Origin of the sequence: Streptomyces bluensis, from assembly GCF_014650715.1 — a bacterium.
Taxonomy (GTDB): Bacteria; Actinomycetota; Actinomycetes; order Streptomycetales; family Streptomycetaceae; genus Streptomyces; species Streptomyces bluensis.
In genome coordinates this window covers 325,774-342,562 of sequence record NZ_BMVM01000008.1, presented here as the reverse complement: position 1 = coordinate 342,562, position 16,789 = coordinate 325,774, and the positions used below count along the sequence as shown (strand labels likewise).

The window sequence follows — 16,789 nt, the reverse complement described above, 5'->3', positions numbered from 1 at the left end:
GCACTGACAACAGGTCCGCCCCCACAGTCGGGTACGCCCCTACAGTCGGGTACGCCCCACAGCCGGGTCAGAGACGCTCAGGCGTCCTGATGCCCAGCAGCGCCATGCCCTGGTGCAGGGTGCGGGCCGTGAGGTCGCACAGGAACAGGCGGTTCTCGACCTGGGCCGGGGTGTCGGCCTTGAGGACCGGGCACTTGTCGTAGAACGACGTGTAGAGCGCCGCCAGTTGGTACAGGTACGCCGCGAGCTTGTGCGGCGCGTACTCCGTGGCCGTCTCTGCGAGGGTCTCCGCGAAGCCGTCGATGTGCAGGCCAAGGGCACGCTCGGCCGCGGCAAGCTCCAGCTCCGGATGCGCGGCCGGCCTGGTCTCTCCCGCCTTGCGCAGGATCGACCGGATACGGGCGTACGCGTACTGGAGGTAGACGGACGTGTCGCCGTTCAGCGACACCATCTGGTCCAGGTCGAACTTGTAGTCCCGGCTCGCCGACGTCGACAGGTCCGCGTACTTCACCGCGCCGATGCCGACCTGGGTGCCGCGCTCGGCGATCTCCTCCTCGGACAGCTGGTGCTGGGTGTCCTTCTCCCGCACCACCGCCGTGGCCCGGTCGATCGCCTCGTCCAGCAGGTCCACCAGCCGGACCGTCTCGCCCTCACGCGTCTTGAACGGCTTGCCGTCCTTGCCGAGGACCGTGCCGAAGGCGAGCTGGAGGGCCTTGACGTCGTCGCCCAGCCAGCCCGCCCGGCGGGCCGTCTCGAAGACCATCCTGAAGTGCAGCGACTGACGGGCGTCGACGACGTACAGGAGCGTGTTCGCCTTCAGGTTGAAGACCCTGTCCCTGATCGCGGAGAGGTCCGTGGCCGCGTAGCCGTAGCCGCCGTCCGACTTCTGCACGATCAGCGGGACCGGATTGCCGTCCGGGCCCTTGATGTCGTCGAAGAAGACACAGAGGGCGCCTTCCGAACGGACGGCCACACCGGATTCCTCCAGCAGCCGGCACGTCTCGTCCAGCATGTCGTTGTAACCCGACTCGCCGACGATGTCCGGGTCCCGGATCTCCATGTCCAGCTTCTCGAAGACCGAGAAGAAGTAGATCTTCGACTCGTCCACGAACTTCTGCCAGGCGGCGAGGGTGTGCGGGTCGCCGGCCTGCAGGTCGACCACCCTGCGCCGCGCCCGCGTCTTGAACTCCTCGTCCGCGTCGAACAGCTTGCGGGCCGCCTTGTAGAGGCGGTCGAGGTTCGACATCGCCTCCTCGCCGGAGGCCGCGGTGTCCTCGGTGTCCGCCTTGTGGTCCAGCTCGTGCGGGTGCTCGTCCAGGTACTGGATGAGCATGCCGAACTGGGTGCCCCAGTCGCCGATGTGGTGGCGCCTGACCACGTTCTCACCGGTGAACTCCAGGATCTGGACCACCGCGTCGCCGATCACCGCGGAGCGGAGGTGGCCGACGTGCATCTCCTTCGCCACGTTCGGCTGGGCGTAGTCGATGACCGTCGTGCCCGGGTGCTCCGCGTACGGGACGCCCAGGCGGCCGTCCGCGTCCGTGTACCGGGCCGCGAGGTTCCGCGTGATCGCGCTGTCGGTGATCGTGATGTTCAGGAAGCCGGGGCCCGAGACCTCGATGTCCTTGATCACGTCGCCGGACTCGACCCGGGCGACGACCTGGGTGGCGAGCTCACGGGGGTTGGCCTTCGCCTTCTTCGCGAGGGCGAGGATGCCGTTGGCCTGGAAGTCCGCCCTGTCGCTGCGTCGCAGCAGCGGGTCCGCGGCGGCCTCCGGCAGGGCTGCCGAGAGGGCGGTCGCGAGGCGCTGGTGGACGGAGGCGGTGAGGGACGTGACCGGGGCCATAGGAGTGGGTGCCGTTCTCCTCGTGGGTACGGGTGGATGCGGCCAGTATCCCATGGGGGGTAAAGCGAATTTCTCGGGCGCGGGCGGGGGTGGTGCGGGGTGGGGGTGGGTGCCGGGTTGTTCTTCGCCCCCGCCGCCCCTACCCGTCCCATCATCGGGGGCTGCGCCCCCATGCCCCCCCGTGGGGGTGGGTGGGGTGGGTGGTTGGGTGCGGGTTCGATGTGGCTGGGCGCGCCGTTCCCCGCGCCCCTTTTGGCCTTCGGCCCTCGGCCCCTGGGCTCGGGCCTTGAAAAGGCGTTTTCGTTGTTGTGGGCGTAGCTGGGAGAATGGTGCGGTCAGCCGTGTGACCGTACCGGCTGCGAATGAGGAACTTCCAGAAAAAGAGGACGTGCCGATCGTGGCTCAGAGCACCGAGACCACCGACTGGGTCTCCCGTTTCGCGGATGAGGTCATCGAGGAGTCGGAGCGTCGGGCCCCGGGCAAACCTGTCGTCGTCGCGTCCGGGCTGTCCCCCTCCGGGCCCATTCACCTGGGCAACCTCCGCGAGGTCATGACCCCCCACCTCGTCGCCGACGAGATCCGGCGGCGCGGGTACCAGGTGCGCCATCTGATCTCCTGGGACGACTACGACCGGTACCGGAAGGTCCCGAACGGCGTCGCCGGGGTCGACGACTCCTGGGCCGAGCACATCGGCAAGCCGCTGACCTCCGTGCCCGCTCCCCAGGGCTCCGCCCACGCCAACTGGGCCGAGCACTTCAAGGCCGCGATGGCCGAGTCGCTCGCCGAGCTGGGCGTGGAGTTCGACGGGATCAGCCAGACCGCCCAGTACACCTCGGGCGTCTATCGGGAGCAGATCCTGCACGCGATGAGGCACCGGGGCGACATCGACGCCGTCCTCGCCCAGTACCGGACCAAGGCCAAGCCCGCCCAGGGCGGCCAGAAGAAGCAGCAGTCCCAGAAGCCCGTCGACGCGGCCGAGCTGGAGGCCGCCGAGGGATCGGGGGCCGCCGCCGAGGACGACGGGAGCAGCGGCTCCGCCGGGTACTTCCCGTACAAGCCCTACTGCGGGCGGTGCGAGAAGGACCTCACCACCGTCACCTCGTACGACGACGACACCACCGAGTTGCGTTACGTCTGCGACGCCTGTGGCTTCTCGGAGAGCGTGCTGCTGTCCGAGTTCAATCGCGGCAAGCTGGTCTGGAAGGTCGACTGGCCCATGCGGTGGGCGTACGAGGGGGTCGTGTTCGAGCCGAGCGGGGTCGACCACTCCTCGCCGGGGTCCAGCTTCCAGGTCGGCGGGCAGATCGTCGGGATCTTCGGCGGGAAGCAGCCGATCGGACCCATGTACGCGTTCGTGGGGATCAGCGGGATGGCGAAGATGTCGTCGTCGCGGGGCGGGGTCCCGACCCCTGCCGACGCGTTGAAGATCATGGAGCCGCAGATCCTGCGCTGGCTGTACGCCCGTCGCAGGCCCAACCAGTCCTTCAAGATCGCCTTCGACCAGGAGATCCAGCGGCTGTACGACGAGTGGGACAAGCTCGACGCCAAGGTCGCCGAGGGGGCCGCTCTTCCCGCCGACGTCGCCGCGCACTCGCGTGCCGTGCGGACCGCCGGCGGCGAACTGCCGCGTACGCCTCGGCCCATGCCGTACCGCACGCTTGCCTCCGTCGCCGACATCACCGCCGGCCACGAGGATCAGGCCCTGCGCATCCTCAGCGAGTTCGACCCCGCCAGTCCGCTCGCCTCGCTGGACGAGGTGCGGCCGCGGCTCGACAAGGCCGAGGCATGGATCAACACCCAGGTGCCCGCCGACCAGCGCACCATCGTGCGTGACGAGCCGGACGTCGAGCTGCTGAAGTCCCTCGACGAGCAGGGGCAGGGGTCGCTGCGGCTCCTCCTCGACGGGCTCGACTCGCACTGGTCCCTCGACGGGCTCACCCACCTCGTCTACGGCGTGCCCAAGGTCCAGGCCGGCTTCTCCGCCGACGCCACTCCCAAGGAACTGCCGGCCGAGATCAAGAGCGATCAGCGGACGTTCTTCGCCCTGCTCTACCACCTGCTCGTGGGGCGCGACACCGGGCCGCGGCTGCCCACCCTTCTGCTCGCCGTGGGGCAGGACCGGGTGCGCAGGCTGCTCGGCGAGTAAGGCGAGTAGGCGGTCTGCCGTACGTACGGTGACGGGGCGTCCGGGGTATTTCCCGGCGCCCCGTCGTCGTACGAGGGGACAGAGGAGACAGGCGACTCTGTAGCGCTGAGGGCGCTTCTTACAGAACGACGGCCATGGTCGCCACGACCGCCGTGAAGGTGAGGAAGAAGAGCACGGCCTGCGTGCCCGTCAGTTCCTTCATGGGCTTTCCCGAACGCACCAGATCGACCTGGCGCCTGATGTATCCGGCGAAAATAACCCTCGTCAGGGCCAGGCCCAGCATGGTCGCCGTGAAGAGCATCAGCGGCGTCTTTCCCTCGTAGCCCTTCGCCGCCGAACTCACCACCATGCAGGCCGCTCCCACGAGGGGGAGCAGCACCGCCTTCAGTTTGTCCCGTTTCGTGGTGACCATGGACTGTACCGCCAGCGCCAGGGCAATACCGGACACGATGGCCGCTATCCACCAGTCGGTGACGGAGAACGTAGAGGTCAGCACGGAATTCCCTCTTGTCGCGGTATGCGTGTGGTAGCTACCAGCCGAGCCAGCCGATCACCGAGGTCGCCGCATCGCCGACGACTCCCGACACCTTGGCGCCGACCTCCTCGGCCAGTCCGAACTTCTTGAAGAGCTGGCCCTTGCCGAAGAATATGCCGCCGACCACGAAAATGCCGAGCGCCTCGTTGAACTTGCTGCTGCCGTAGCCGTAACCCTCTCCGGTGAAGAAGGTGCTCACCCCCTGCAGGCCCCAGGAAATGAGACCGGCGCCGAAAGCGAGCGGTCCGAGGACCGGTGCGGCCGGCGGGAAGAGCAGGGCGCCCGCTCCGAGGACGACGGCGGCTGTTCCGAAGACCGTGCTCCAGTGTCCGGTGGCCGCCGCCCAGTCCTTGTCGTCACCGGCGTCCTCGGGCCACATGCCCCAGTACTTGGTGTCACCGGTGTCGTCGTTCTCGGGGCTGTCGGAGGGGTTGGTGCCGGTCTGTTCGTTCTGCTTCGCCGCCTCAGCAGCCTTCCGCGCCGCCTCCGCGGCCTCGGCCCTCCGCTTCGCGACGGCGATGGAGCGGGCCTCGCTGGCGGCGGCGGCAGCGGCAGCCGCGTCCTGGCCGGCCTGCTGGGCGGCGGCCTGGGCCTGGGTGGCGGAGGCCTGCGCCTGCGAGGCGAACGTCACCGCCTGCTTGGCCGACGCCACCGCCTGCCGCATCGAGTAGTTCGCGGTGCGGGCCGCGCCGCGTGCGGTGGCGGCGGCCGACTGCGCGTCCTTGGCCGACTGGGCCGCGGACGCCGCGGACTTGTCGGCGTCGTCCGCGTTCCGCTTGGCCTCGGCCGCCGAGTCTTCGGCGTCCTTGGCGTAACCGTTCGCCTTCGCCGCCCAGTCGGACGCCTCCTGAGCCGCCTGGCGGGCCTCGGCCGCCGCCTTGGACGCCAGCGCGGCGTCCTCCAGCGCCTTCGCGGCCACCTTCGCGGCGTGCGCGATGGCGGCGCGGATGGCGGCGACGTGGGTGGCGTGGTCGTGGTCGAGGCGGGCGATGTTGAACTTGTCGCGGACGACGAAGGAGTGCCGCATACGAGCGGAGCCCTCCAGGACGATCTTCGCCGCCGACTGCATGTAGGGACCGCCGGAGTCGAGGAGGCGGAACACCTCGACGTTGTCGTCCTCCTTCGTCGCCTCCGCCAGTTCGAGGGTGAGGAAGCGGTGCAGGGCCAGGGCGCTTCCGTCCTCCAGAGCGGCCTCGGCCTTCGCCTTGACGGCCGCGCCCGGGCTCTGGTTCAGGATCTCGAACACCATGACGCGGTTGTCCGTGGCGGCAGCCTCGATGACTCCGTGGGCGAGGAAGTCGCCGGCCGCGTCCGGGTCCTCGCTGGCGAGCGCCTGGTGGGCGGCCTCGGCGACCGTGGACGGGGCCGCCGTCGCGATGGCGAGCACGTTCTCCCGGTCGTCCTGCCGCTGGGCGAGGAGGCGGTCGGCGTCGAGCCAGTTGACCACGTCCTCGTCGGTGCCGGAGAGCGCGAACTCGGCGGCCTCCCGGGTCCATGTGCCGGTCGAGTCGAGGAGCTTGACGGCGGCCTTCCGGCCGGTCGTGACGGCCGTGTCCGTGTTGCCGGACTTCAGTGCCGACTCGGCCGCGGCGATGAGGTCCTTGATCTCGGTGGCGGTCTGGTCCACCTGCGTCCGCTGCCGGTCGACCCGGGCGGCGTCGTCGGTCTCGGCCTTCGCCCTGAGGCGTGCCTCCTCGATGCCGAGTTCCGTGTCCTCGGCGATGCGGGCGGTCTCGGCCTCGCGGGCGGCCTGCTCCACCTCCTGGGCTTCCTTGACCGCGTCGGCGGCCGTGGTGGCCGCCTGCATCGCCGCCGCGGCGTACTCGGTGGACCGCTTCGCGTACTCGATCGCCTTGCCCGCGTTCGCCGCCGCGTCGTCGGCCGCGTCCGCGGCCTTCAGCGCATGGGCGGCGGCACTGTTGGCGGCGTCGCGTGCCACGCGGGCGGCGGCGGCCGCCCGGTTCGCCAGCGTCTGGGCGCTGTTCGCGGCCCGGGTGGCCCGCGCGGCGGCGGCGTCGGCCTCGGCTGCGGCCTGCCTCGCCTTCGCGGCCTGCGACTGGGCGACGCCCGCGGAGGCGGCGGCGTCGGCTGCGGCGTTCGCGGCCGCGGCGGCGTTCTGAGCGGCGCTCGCCGCGGCGGAACCGGCGGAAGAGGCCTGCTGGGAGGCGATGGCGGCCTGGTCGGCGGCCTTGGCCGCGGTGGTCGCGCGTGCGGCGGCGTCCCGTGCGCCCTGGGCGGCCGTGCGGGCGGCCGAGGCCTTGGTGGCGTCCTTGGAGGCGGCGATGGCGGCGTTGTAGGCGCGGGAGGCGGCGTTTCCGGCCGACGCGGCGGCGGCAGCGGCGGCCTGCGCGGCCTGTGCGGCGCGGCTGGAGGCGGCCTGGGCGGTGCGGGAAGCGGAGATCGCGGTGTTCGCGGCGTCGGCGGCTCCCCGTGCGGCGCTCGCGGCGTTGTTCGCCGCCGTGGCCGACTTGCGTACGTCGTTCTGGGCCGCCCTGGCCTCCTCGGCGGCCTTCAGAGCGGCGGCCTTGGCCTTCTCGGCGGCCTTCTTCGCCTGGTCGGAGGCGGCGACGGCCTGCTCCGTCTGCAACTGGGCCCGCTTGCCCTCCCGTTCCACGATCTTGACCAACTGGTCGATGGTCGCGGCTTCTTCGTCGCGGGCACGGGCGATGTACTGGCCGGAGACGAGGAACTGGTGGATCGCCTCGGGCGATCCGTCGTTCAGGGCGCGCTCCGCGTACTTCTTCACCTCCGGGGAGGCGGTGCTGAGGATGGTGAAGACCTCGACCCTCTCGTCCTCCTGCAGCGCCGTGTACTGGGTCTGCGTCAGGAACGTCCGCAGAGCCGTCTGGGTGCCCAGGTCCAGCGCCTTGGTGGCCTCCCGTTTGACGGCGGTGCCGCTGTTGTTCATGACGGTGAGGACGGCCACCCGCAGGTCCGTCTCGACGGGCTGTACGTAGCCGTCGCGCAGGTAGGCGGCGATTGCGTCGTCCCCCGCGGACAACGCCGCTTCGGCCGACTCCTGCACGGACTTGCCGGCGTAGGCGAGGCCGGCGAGGACGGCGAAGCGGTTGTCCTCCGCCTTCGCCGCGGGGAGTTCGCCGGTGAGGAAGGCGGACACGGCGGCCGGGGTGCCGGTCAGGGCGGCTGCGGCGGCCTCACGGACCGCGCGGCCGCCGACCTTGTACTCCCACACGGCCTTGCCCCGGTCGGTGTCGGGCAGGCCGCTGTCGCCGGTGTCCGTGTCGGCGGCGTGGGCGGGGGTGGCGGTGAGGGTGACTATGGAGGGCAGTGCGGGGACGGTGGCCGCCCCGGCGAGAGCCGTGAGTATCCGGCGTCTGCTCCACAACGACGCTGACACAGTGTGCGTCCTTCCCGTTCGGGATACGAATATCGGGTTTCTGGCCAGTGAATTTCCGGACAAGGGTAAAGAGAGCGTCAGTCGTGGATTAAGGAAAGGCGGGTGTGTTATCGAAGATTTATTCACCCTTCATGAGGCCCCCACAAGCGGAAGCACAACCATTCCGCGCAGTGACGGGAGTCACAATCAAGCCAAGCGATATCGACCGTTTGGCCTGATTTATTTCGATGGACAAAACCTTGGGTTCGGTTTTGCATGCCCTTGGCTGCGGGAGCGAGCCGCGCTTTGAAATCCCCGATCGGGGGGCTCTCCCGCCGATTTTCGGGGGTGTCGGGGGGTGTTTGTGACCGCATTTGTTTCCGGTCGTGCACGTGTACTTTTTATTCCTCCGTCGGGCCGTGGCGCCGCAGCTTTCACCCCGTTTTCCATGCGATCCGGACGTGTTCCGGACGCGTTCCGGACGTTCCATCGGAACCGAGCACGAGGACTGCGATGACGGCACGTAGCAGAACTGCGTCAACCACGAGACGCCTCATAGGGCGCACCCTGGCCGCGGCCGCGGCAGCGGGCGCCCTGGCCTGGCTCGTGGTGGCGGGCACCCCGGCGGGAACACCCGCCGAGAACGACGCCGCCACCGCCCGGGCCATCGCCGACGAGGCCCCCGGCTTCGCCGTCGAGGACTTCGACTACCCGGGGGCCGACAAGATCCTCGAAGAGCAGAACATCGTCCTCAAGCGCGGCGACGGCCACATCACCCTCGCCGACTGCGCCTCCGGCAGCGGACTGCTGGAGATCTGGTCCCGCGAAACGCTGAACGTCTGCTTCAAGGTCACCGGCGACAGTGGCTGGCTGACGCTGGAGATCCCCTCCGTCTACGGCGTGAAGTCCAACGAGTACGCGACCGAGCTCGACATGACCGTCGGCACGGAGGAGAAGTCCTACGACGTCCCCGCGAACTCCTGGAAGGCGGTCGGCGAGAGCGCGGACGAACAGGGACGCCCCCACATGCTCGTGGAGATCAGGACCTCCAAGTAGCGCCCAGCCCAAGCCCGTTGCCCGATCTGCCACCAAGGAACTGACGCATGCGACACACCAGACCCGTGCGCCTCGCCGCACTGGCCGCCGCCCTGATCGCGGGACCCGTCGTGCTCACCGCCGCCCCCGCCACCGCCGTGACCGGCCCCGCCAGCGCCGCCTCCGACACCACCCACGCCTACACCGCGCGACTCATCCTCGGCGACCACGACCGCGGCTGCTCCGGCGTCCTCGTCGACCGCGAATGGCTGCTCACCGCGGCCAGTTGCTTCGCCGACAACCCGGCCGCCGACCTCACGGTGCCCGCGGGCAAGCCGAAGCTGAAGACCACGGCGACCATCGGCCGCTCCGACCTCACCAGCACCGCGGGCGCGGTCCGCGAGGTCGTCGAACTCGTGCCCCGCACCGACCGCGACGTGGTCCTGGCCCGACTGAACCGCCCGGTCACGGGCGTCACCCCCATCGCCCTGGCCACCACCGCCCCCACCACGGGCGAGGAACTGAAGCTCGCCGGCTACGGACGCAGCAAGACCGAGTGGGCACCCCTGAACCTGCACACCGGCGCGTTCTCGGTGGACACCTCCGACGCCACCACCGCCACCGTCACCGGCAAGGACGGCGCGGCCGCCTGCAAGGGCGACACCGGTGGCCCCCTGGTCCGCGTGACGGGCGGCACCCATCAACTGGCCGCCCTGAGCAGCCGGTCGTACCAGGGCGGCTGCTTCGGCACCGACGCGACCGAGACCCGAACCGGCGGTATCGCCGCCCGCGTCGACGACCTCGCCTCCTGGGTCGACTCCACGGTGGGGGCGCCCCGCATCACCGACTTCAACTGCGACGGCGCCGAGGACATCGCCATCGCCGACCCCAAGGCGACCGTCGGCGGCAAAGCCGACGCGGGCCTCGTCCGGATCGTCTACGGCGGCGGCAAGGGCACCGCCGAGATCCACCAGGACCTCGACTGGGTGCCCGACACCTCCGAGACCGGCGACTGGTTCGGCGAGGCCCTCGCCACCGTCGACTACGACGAGGACGGCTGCACCGACCTCGTCGTCGGCACCTCCGCCGAGGACCTCGGCACCGCCACCGACACCGGCGTGGTCGACATCCTGCACGGCGCCCAGGGCGGCCTCGGCACGGGCACGAAGAAGAACACCCACTTCCAGCAGGGCGCCGGGGGCGGTTCCCTCGGCGCATCCGGCAACGAGAGCGGTGACCGCCTGGGCCAGGCCCTCGCCGCCGGCGTCACCAACGCGGGCGAGCCCTTCGTGGTGATCGGCCAGCCCGGCGAGGCCCTCGGCTCCATCACCAAGGCCGGACAGGCCTTCTACGTGCACGGCACCACCAACGTCTCCATCCACCAGGACAGCCTGGACGTGCCCGGCGCCGCGGAGACGAACGACGTCTTCGGCAGTGCCGTCGCGGCCGACTCCAACCACATCGCCATCTCCGCCCCGGGCGACGCCATCGGCACCAAGGCGGACGCCGGCAACCTGATGGTCTTCGACCCCAACAAGCTGAACGCGGAAGGCAGGCCCACCCCGCTGTTCGGCCTCGACCAGGACCTGGACACCGTCTCCGGCGGCGCCGAGGCCGGCGACCGGTTCGGCAAGTCCCTGGCCCTCGTCCCGTACCGCCCGTCGGGCGCGGCGACCGCCAACGAGTCGATCCTCGCGGTCGGTTCGCCCGGTGAGGACCTGCCCATCGACGGCGTCGACAAGGCCGACGTCGGCAGCGTCCACACCTTCCGCGTCACCGCCTCGGGCACCTACAGCGAGCTCAACGCCTTCTCGCAGGGCACCGCCACCGACGACGTGACCGGCACCGCCGAGGCCGGCGACGTCTTCGGCTCCACCCTGACCGCCGTCAACACGGCGCCGCGAGCCGTGAGCACCACGGCGTCGCTGAAGCTGGCCGTCGGCGCCCCGGACGAGGCCCTCGGCACCGTGGCGAAGGCGGGCGCGGTCCAGACCTTCTCGCTCCTCGGCGCACCCGGCGCCAACGACCGCTGGCTGGAGGCGGGCAACGGCCTCCCCGGCGCCCCGGGCACCAACCACTTCGTGGGCGGCAACATCCACTTCACCGGCACCCACCTGTACGTCGGCATGCCGTACGCGAGCACCTACGGCGCCCTGCACGCCCTGCCGATGTCCAACGTGACGGCCGGCGGCACGGTGGCCGCCATCACCACCTACCAGCCCGGCCAGGGCGGACTCCCCTCGGCCGGCGCCCGCTTCGGCTACGCGGCGCGATAGCCCGGCACACCTGATGCACGAGTGATGCACGAGTGAGCCCTCGAAGGAACGACCGGTTCCTTCGAGGGCTCCCCTCGTCGCGGCGGGCACGTATCAGGCGATGTGGTCCTCCTCCAGCTCCGCGTAGTGACGGTCGGTGAAGCGCAGGACCATCTTCTTGGCGTCGGCGTCCATGACGGGGATGCCAAAGGTCGCCTCGACGTTGTCACTGAACTCGCGGGGAGTCGGATAGCCGCTGCCGTGTATCGACTGCTTGAAGACCTGGTAGTACGACTCCTCGTCCGGCTCCGGGGGCCCGCCGCCCTCACCGAGCTGACGCGTACGACCCGGACCCGACGGAATGGGGAAACTCCCCGTCGTCTCCGACGAGGACTCCGGCTCCTCACCCAGCCGCTCCTGGTACTGCTGCTGGGGCTGCTGTGGGGTCTGCTCCGGGATCTGCTGCTGGTACTGCTGCTGGGGGATCTGCTGAGGGGTCTGCTGCTGGTACTGCTGCTGAGGGGTCTGCTGCTGCTGTTCGGGCCGCTGCTTCTGGAACTGCTGCCGCTCGGGTCGCCGCTCCCGGTACGGGCGCTGCTCCGCCTGACCCTCCTCGACCTGCTGATCGGCGAGCTGCTCCTCGTACCACTGCTCGTACGGCTCCTCCGGGTCGTACGCGGGGTCATAGCCACCCCGGTACTCGACCTCCTGCGGCGCGGCCGCCGCGAACCACGGGCTCTGGTCCGCCGGGAGCTCCTGGAGGTACTCCGGCTGCTCGACCGGCCCACCACCCTGCGGAAGCGGGCGCTGCGGCCCCGCCGGGCCCACCTGAGCCCGCGCCCGCGCCTGCGCCGGGCCGGCACCGCGGCCCTCCACCGCCCCACCGGACGCCCGCTCCAACTCCAACTCCGGCTGCGGCTGGGGTTGCGGAGGCAGCAACGCCGGCTCGATGCCCGCCGCCGCCAGACCCGCCGGAGCCGTCTCCGCCAACGGCACGCCGTACCGCGCCAGACGCAACGGCATCAACGACTCCACCGGAGCCTTGCGCCGCCACGCACGCCCGAAACGGGACCGCAGCCGCGCCTGGTACACCAGGCGCTCCTGCTCCAGCTTGATCACCTGGTCGTACGAGCGCAGCTCCCACAGCTTCATACGGCGCCACAACAGGAACGTCGGAAGCGGCGACAGCAGCCAGCGCGTCAGCCGCACCCCCTCCATGTGCTTGTCCGCCGTGATGTCCGCGATCCGGCCGACCGCGTGCCGGGCCGCCTCCACCGCCACCACGAACAGCACCGGGATCACCGAGTGCATACCAACACCCAGCGGATCCGGCCAGGCCGCGGCACCGTTGAACGCGATCGTCGCCGCCGTCAGCAACCACGCCGTCTGACGCAGCATCGGGAACGGGATCCGGATCCACGTGAGAAGCAGATCCAGGGCCAGCAGCACGCAGATACCCGCGTCGATACCGATCGGGAAGACATAACTGAAGTTCCCGAAGCCCTTTTGGAGGGCGAGCTCACGCACGGCCGCGTACGAACCCGCGAAACCGATACCGGCGATGATCACGGCGCCTGCCACGACAACGCCTATGAGAACCCGGTGCGTCCGTGTCAGCTGTGGCGCGACCACCCGTACTCCCCTCCCCGTGCCTGTTGTTGCGCGCAACAGGGTGGCACATGTGTGTGTCGTACGCTTGGCCGGTCACCGGGGAGCCCGGTCCACCGCAACGGCCGGGCTCCGGCAAAGGCCTGGTGAGGCTACGGATTCAGCCGCAGCCGCACACTCAACTCTTCTTGCTCGGCGACGCCGACGCGGACGCCGACGGCTCCCCGCCCTCGGACTTGGACGGCGACGCGCTCGAACCCGCGCCCGACTCCTCACCGTTCGCCGCGACGATCGCCGCCACGACCTGCTGGGCAGCCGCCTTCGCACCCTTCACCAGGTCGTCCGCGTCCGGCGTCTTCTCACCCGCCAGACCCGCACCGTTGTAGTCGAGCGTGAACACCACGTTCTCGACCCGCGCCACGACCGTCTGCTGCTTGAAGGAACCCTCCTTCTTCTTCAGGTCGTAGCGCACCACCGTCGCCTGGTCACCGGTACCGGTCACCGACTCCGACTTCACGTTCTTCGCACCCTCGACCGCCTGCGCCTCCGAGAGTCTCTTCTCGAACTGCGCCCGCGCCCGCTCGTCACCCGCACCACGCGACGCGTCCGACTCCAACAGCAGCAGCGACACGCTCAGCCAGCGGTACTGCGACCCCTTCACACCCTTGTTGTCGAGACTGATCCAGCGGCAGTCACCACTGATGTCCGGCTGACCGTCATTGATCGCCTTGCCCGACTTCGTACCCTCCGGGACCAGGTTCTCCAGGGTCTTCTTCGACAACACCGTGCATGCCTCGGGCAGCTTCCCGTACGCCGCCGCCTTCACCTCGTTCGCCGAAGCCGTCACCGACTGCTTCGCCGTCGGGCTCGCCGACTCCTTCGCCTTCGCCGCGTCGTCACCGGAGCCGGAGTCCGAGGAGCAACCGGCCGCGACGAGCATCACCGGAAGTGCCGCCGCGCCCACAAGGAACCGCCGGACGCCCCTCGCTCCGCGGCCTCGCCCGCCTCGATGATGGTCCTGGTCTCGCTGTGCTGATCGGTGCATGGTTCCTTCACTCATGATGCTCATGACGTTCGTGGTTCCTGCGTGACGCCTGTGGTAGTGCTGTCGGATCGGGTCCGAGGGGCCACGGTACGCGGTGAGCAAGAGGAGTGGCTGTCCTTCAGCCGCTGTGCGCGGTCGGCCCGGAGGCCGTCACTCGTCGAACGACTCCGCCAGCCGCGCGGCCAGATTCCGCGCCCTGTCCTGCATTTCCTTGCTGTCCGGCACCTCTGCCGCGGACGTCGGCTGCTCCGCGTACTCGATGGTCACGATCACGTTGGACGTGCGAAACACCACAGTCACCGTCCGCTGCTGCGCCGTACTCAGCACGTCGTTCAGGAAGCCCCCGTCGCTGAGATCGTCGAGCGTGCGGGGCTGAAGCTCGGCGGGCGTCCCGCTCGCGGAGGGAGAGGAGTCGGCCGAGTCGGACGAACCGGGGGAATCGGGCGAACTGGAGGAACCGGAGGCGGGCTCGGTGGCGGACTCGGACGGCTTCGGGTCCCCGGAGGCCCCGGCCTCATCCTCCCCGTCGGGCTTCTTACTGTCCTTCTTGCTGTCGCCGCTTTCGCCGCTGTCGCTCTCCGCGGCGGACGGCTCGGGAAGGTCAGCGGCCGCCAGCTTGGCGGCATAGATCTCCGCCGCCTTGTCGGCGTCGCTCACCGCGCTGTCGTACGACACCACACGCTCGAAATCGACGAACAGATGGTCCGTGGCGACGGTGGACTCCACCTTCCACCGGCACCCCACCCGACGGTCCGTGTCGAACGTCTGCGTCGCCTCGCCCTCGTACGCCGTCTCCCGCTGCTCCGCGTCCCTGAGCTGCTTGATACCGGGCAGGAGCGCGTCCAGCGCGCCATGGGAGACCGCGCCGCACGGCTCGGGGAGCGTGCGGTAGCGGCCGGGCGGGGCCGCGGGCGCGGCGGTGGTGGTGGTGCCGGGCCGGTTGTCGTCGGAACTGCCCGACTCGTCGGAGCCGGTGCAGCCGGCCAGCAACGCCGTGAGGAGCACGGCGACGCCGGGTACGTACGCCTTCGGCTGCACGGAGGGCTCCTCTCGACGGACCACCGGGGGTCGGGGTCGGGGTCGGGTCTGGATCCGGGGCTGGGCCTGGACCCGGACCTGAATCTGGATCTGGATCTGGATCTGGGGTTATTCGCTTGCCGCACCAGGGCGGCCGCTGAACACAATGTCTATCGCACGCACTGCCGTGGACGCCGGTCCGGCATCCCTTTCCGTGGACCTTGGCGCCGGTTTTGCGATTTCAGACTTCTGTTGTTGTTCCGGGGGATAGAGGACGATATGTCGTACATAGAGGTACCGGGCGCGAAGGTACCCATCCGCATGTGGGCCGACCCCGCGTCGGTCGAGGACGTCGCGATGCAGCAGCTGCGCAACGTCGCCACCCTGCCGTGGATCAAGGGCCTGGCGGTCATGCCGGACGTCCACTACGGCAAGGGCGCGACGGTCGGCTCCGTCATCGCGATGCAGGGTGCGGTGTGTCCCGCGGCGGTGGGAGTGGACATCGGCTGCGGGATGTCGGCGGTGAAGACGTCACTGACGGCGAACGATCTGCCGGGGGACCTCTCGCGGCTGCGGTCGAAGATCGAGCAGGCCATTCCGGTGGGGCGCGGGATGCATGAGAGTCCTGTCGATCCGGGACGGTTCCATGGGATGGGCAGCGCGGGGTGGGATGACTTCTGGGGGCGGTTCGAGGGGGTTGCGGAGGCGGTCAAGTTCCGGCGGGAGCGGGCCGGTCTGCAGATGGGAACACTCGGGTCCGGAAATCATTTTATTGAGCTTTGCACGGATACATCCGATTCGGTATGGCTCATGCTCCACTCCGGCTCCCGGAACATCGGCAAGGAACTGGCGGAGCACCACATCGGCGTGGCCCAGAAGCTCTCGCACAACCAGGGCCTGATCGACCGCGACCTCGCCGTCTTCGTCGCCAACACTCCGCAAATGGCTGCCTACCGCAACGACCTGTTCTGGGCGCAGGAGTACGCCAAGCACAACCGCACGACCATGATGGCGCTCCTGAAGGACGTGATCCGCAAGGAGTTCAAGAAGGCGAAGCCGACCTTCGAGCCGGAGATCAGCGCGCATCACAATTACGTTTCGGAGGAGCGGTACGACGGGGTGGACCTTCTGGTCACCCGCAAAGGAGCGATCCGCGCGGGTTCCGGTGAGTACGGGATCATCCCGGGCTCGATGGGCACGGGCTCGTACATCGTGAAGGGACTCGGCAACGCGAAGTCCTTCAACTCGGCGTCCCACGGCGCGGGTCGGCGCATGAGCCGCAACGCGGCGAAGCGCCGGTTCTCTACGAAGGACCTGGAGGAGCAGACACGGGGCGTGGAGTGTCGCAAGGACTCCGGTGTCGTGGACGAGATCCCGGGGGCGTACAAGCCGATCGAGCAGGTCATCGATCAGCAGCGCGATCTGGTCGAAGTCGTGGCGAAGCTCAAGCAGTTCATCTGTGTGAAGGGCTGACGAAAGCGGTGGGCGCGGCGATCGTGCGTCACGCCCACCGTGGGCCGGGGGCCCCACAGCAGGGCATGGGGGCGTGTGCCAGGGTTGCTTCATGCTTGTCGCTCGTTCCGTCGCCCTGTTCGTCGTTGCCGCGTTGTTCGAGATCGGTGGTGCGTGGCTGGTCTGGCAAGGGGTGCGGGAGCACCGTGGGTGGGTGTGGATCGGGGCGGGGGTCATCGCGCTCGGGGCGTACGGGTTCGTGGCGACTCTTCAGCCCGATGCGAACTTCGGTCGCGTCCTCGCGGCGTACGGCGGGGTGTTCGTGGCGGGTTCGCTGGCGTGGGGGATGGTCGCGGACGGGTACCGGCCGGACCGGTGGGACGTGACCGGGGCGCTGGTCTGTCTGGTGGGGATGGCGGTGATCATGTACGCGCCGAGGGGCGGGAGCTGACACCTATCCTTTCCTTGTCCTTTCCTTGCACAGGAGCAACCGCCCGTCGGGTATACCGCCCG

The 16,789-nt window shown here is 69.6% G+C and carries 11 protein-coding genes; 5 read left to right on the top strand and 6 right to left on the bottom strand.

The genetic code is table 11. The features are described from left to right. Window positions 1-67 precede the first annotated feature (67 nt). Window positions 68-1,846: an arginine--tRNA ligase gene (gene argS / locus IE262_RS21830; protein ID WP_189875797.1), complete on the bottom strand. Its 1,779-nt coding sequence runs from the start codon at window positions 1,844-1,846 to the stop codon at window positions 68-70. A gap of 388 nt (window positions 1,847-2,234) precedes the next feature. On the opposite strand from argS, the gene lysS reads away from it, so the two are divergent. Beyond that, complete coding sequence (gene lysS / locus IE262_RS21825) at window positions 2,235-3,992, top strand: lysine--tRNA ligase (RefSeq protein WP_189875795.1); 1,758 nt, start codon at window positions 2,235-2,237, stop codon at window positions 3,990-3,992. Between the two features lie 118 nt (window positions 3,993-4,110). Here lysS and IE262_RS21820 read toward each other — a convergent pair whose 3' ends face one another. Then, window positions 4,111-4,488: a hypothetical protein gene (locus IE262_RS21820; protein ID WP_134038712.1), complete on the bottom strand. Its 378-nt coding sequence runs from the start codon at window positions 4,486-4,488 to the stop codon at window positions 4,111-4,113. 34 nt (window positions 4,489-4,522) lie between these two features. Further along, window positions 4,523-7,885 (bottom strand): hypothetical protein, encoded by a 3,363-nt coding sequence (locus tag IE262_RS21815; RefSeq protein ID WP_189875793.1) that lies wholly within the window; start codon window positions 7,883-7,885, stop codon window positions 4,523-4,525. A 492-nt stretch (window positions 7,886-8,377) separates the two neighbouring features. Between IE262_RS21815 and IE262_RS21810 the strand changes: the two genes are divergently transcribed. Both IE262_RS21810 and IE262_RS21805 read left to right on the top strand, forming a co-directional pair. Further along, complete coding sequence (locus IE262_RS21810) at window positions 8,378-8,920, top strand: hypothetical protein (protein WP_134038714.1); 543 nt, start codon at window positions 8,378-8,380, stop codon at window positions 8,918-8,920. A gap of 47 nt (window positions 8,921-8,967) precedes the next feature. Beyond that, window positions 8,968-11,175, top strand: a complete 2,208-nt coding sequence (locus IE262_RS21805; RefSeq protein WP_189875791.1) for a S1 family peptidase — start codon at window positions 8,968-8,970, stop codon at window positions 11,173-11,175. Window positions 11,176-11,268: 93 nt separating this feature from the next. On the opposite strand, the gene IE262_RS21800 is transcribed toward IE262_RS21805, so the two are convergent. The 3 genes from IE262_RS21800 to IE262_RS21790 all read right to left on the bottom strand — a co-directional run bounded on the left by IE262_RS21800 (window position 11,269) and on the right by IE262_RS21790 (window position 14,845). Next, window positions 11,269-12,786, bottom strand: coding sequence for a DUF2637 domain-containing protein (locus tag IE262_RS21800; RefSeq protein WP_189875789.1), 1,518 nt, complete (start codon window positions 12,784-12,786; stop codon window positions 11,269-11,271). Window positions 12,787-12,940: 154 nt separating this feature from the next. Continuing rightward, window positions 12,941-13,702 (bottom strand): DUF3558 domain-containing protein, encoded by a 762-nt coding sequence (locus IE262_RS21795; protein ID WP_308432776.1) that lies wholly within the window; start codon window positions 13,700-13,702, stop codon window positions 12,941-12,943. A gap of 255 nt (window positions 13,703-13,957) precedes the next feature. Next, a complete protein-coding gene (locus IE262_RS21790; RefSeq protein ID WP_189875787.1) occupies window positions 13,958-14,845 on the bottom strand; it encodes a DUF3558 domain-containing protein in 888 nt (295 codons plus the stop codon). A gap of 258 nt (window positions 14,846-15,103) precedes the next feature. Here IE262_RS21790 and IE262_RS21785 point away from each other — a divergent pair, with 258 nt between their 5' ends. Then, window positions 15,104-16,297 carry an RtcB family protein gene (locus IE262_RS21785; protein ID WP_189875785.1) on the top strand — a complete coding sequence of 398 codons (1,194 nt, stop codon included), beginning with the start codon at window positions 15,104-15,106 and terminating at the stop codon, window positions 16,295-16,297. A 91-nt stretch (window positions 16,298-16,388) separates the two neighbouring features. Then, window positions 16,389-16,727, top strand: coding sequence for a YnfA family protein (locus IE262_RS21780; RefSeq protein ID WP_189875783.1), 339 nt, complete (start codon window positions 16,389-16,391; stop codon window positions 16,725-16,727). Window positions 16,728-16,789 lie beyond the last annotated feature (62 nt).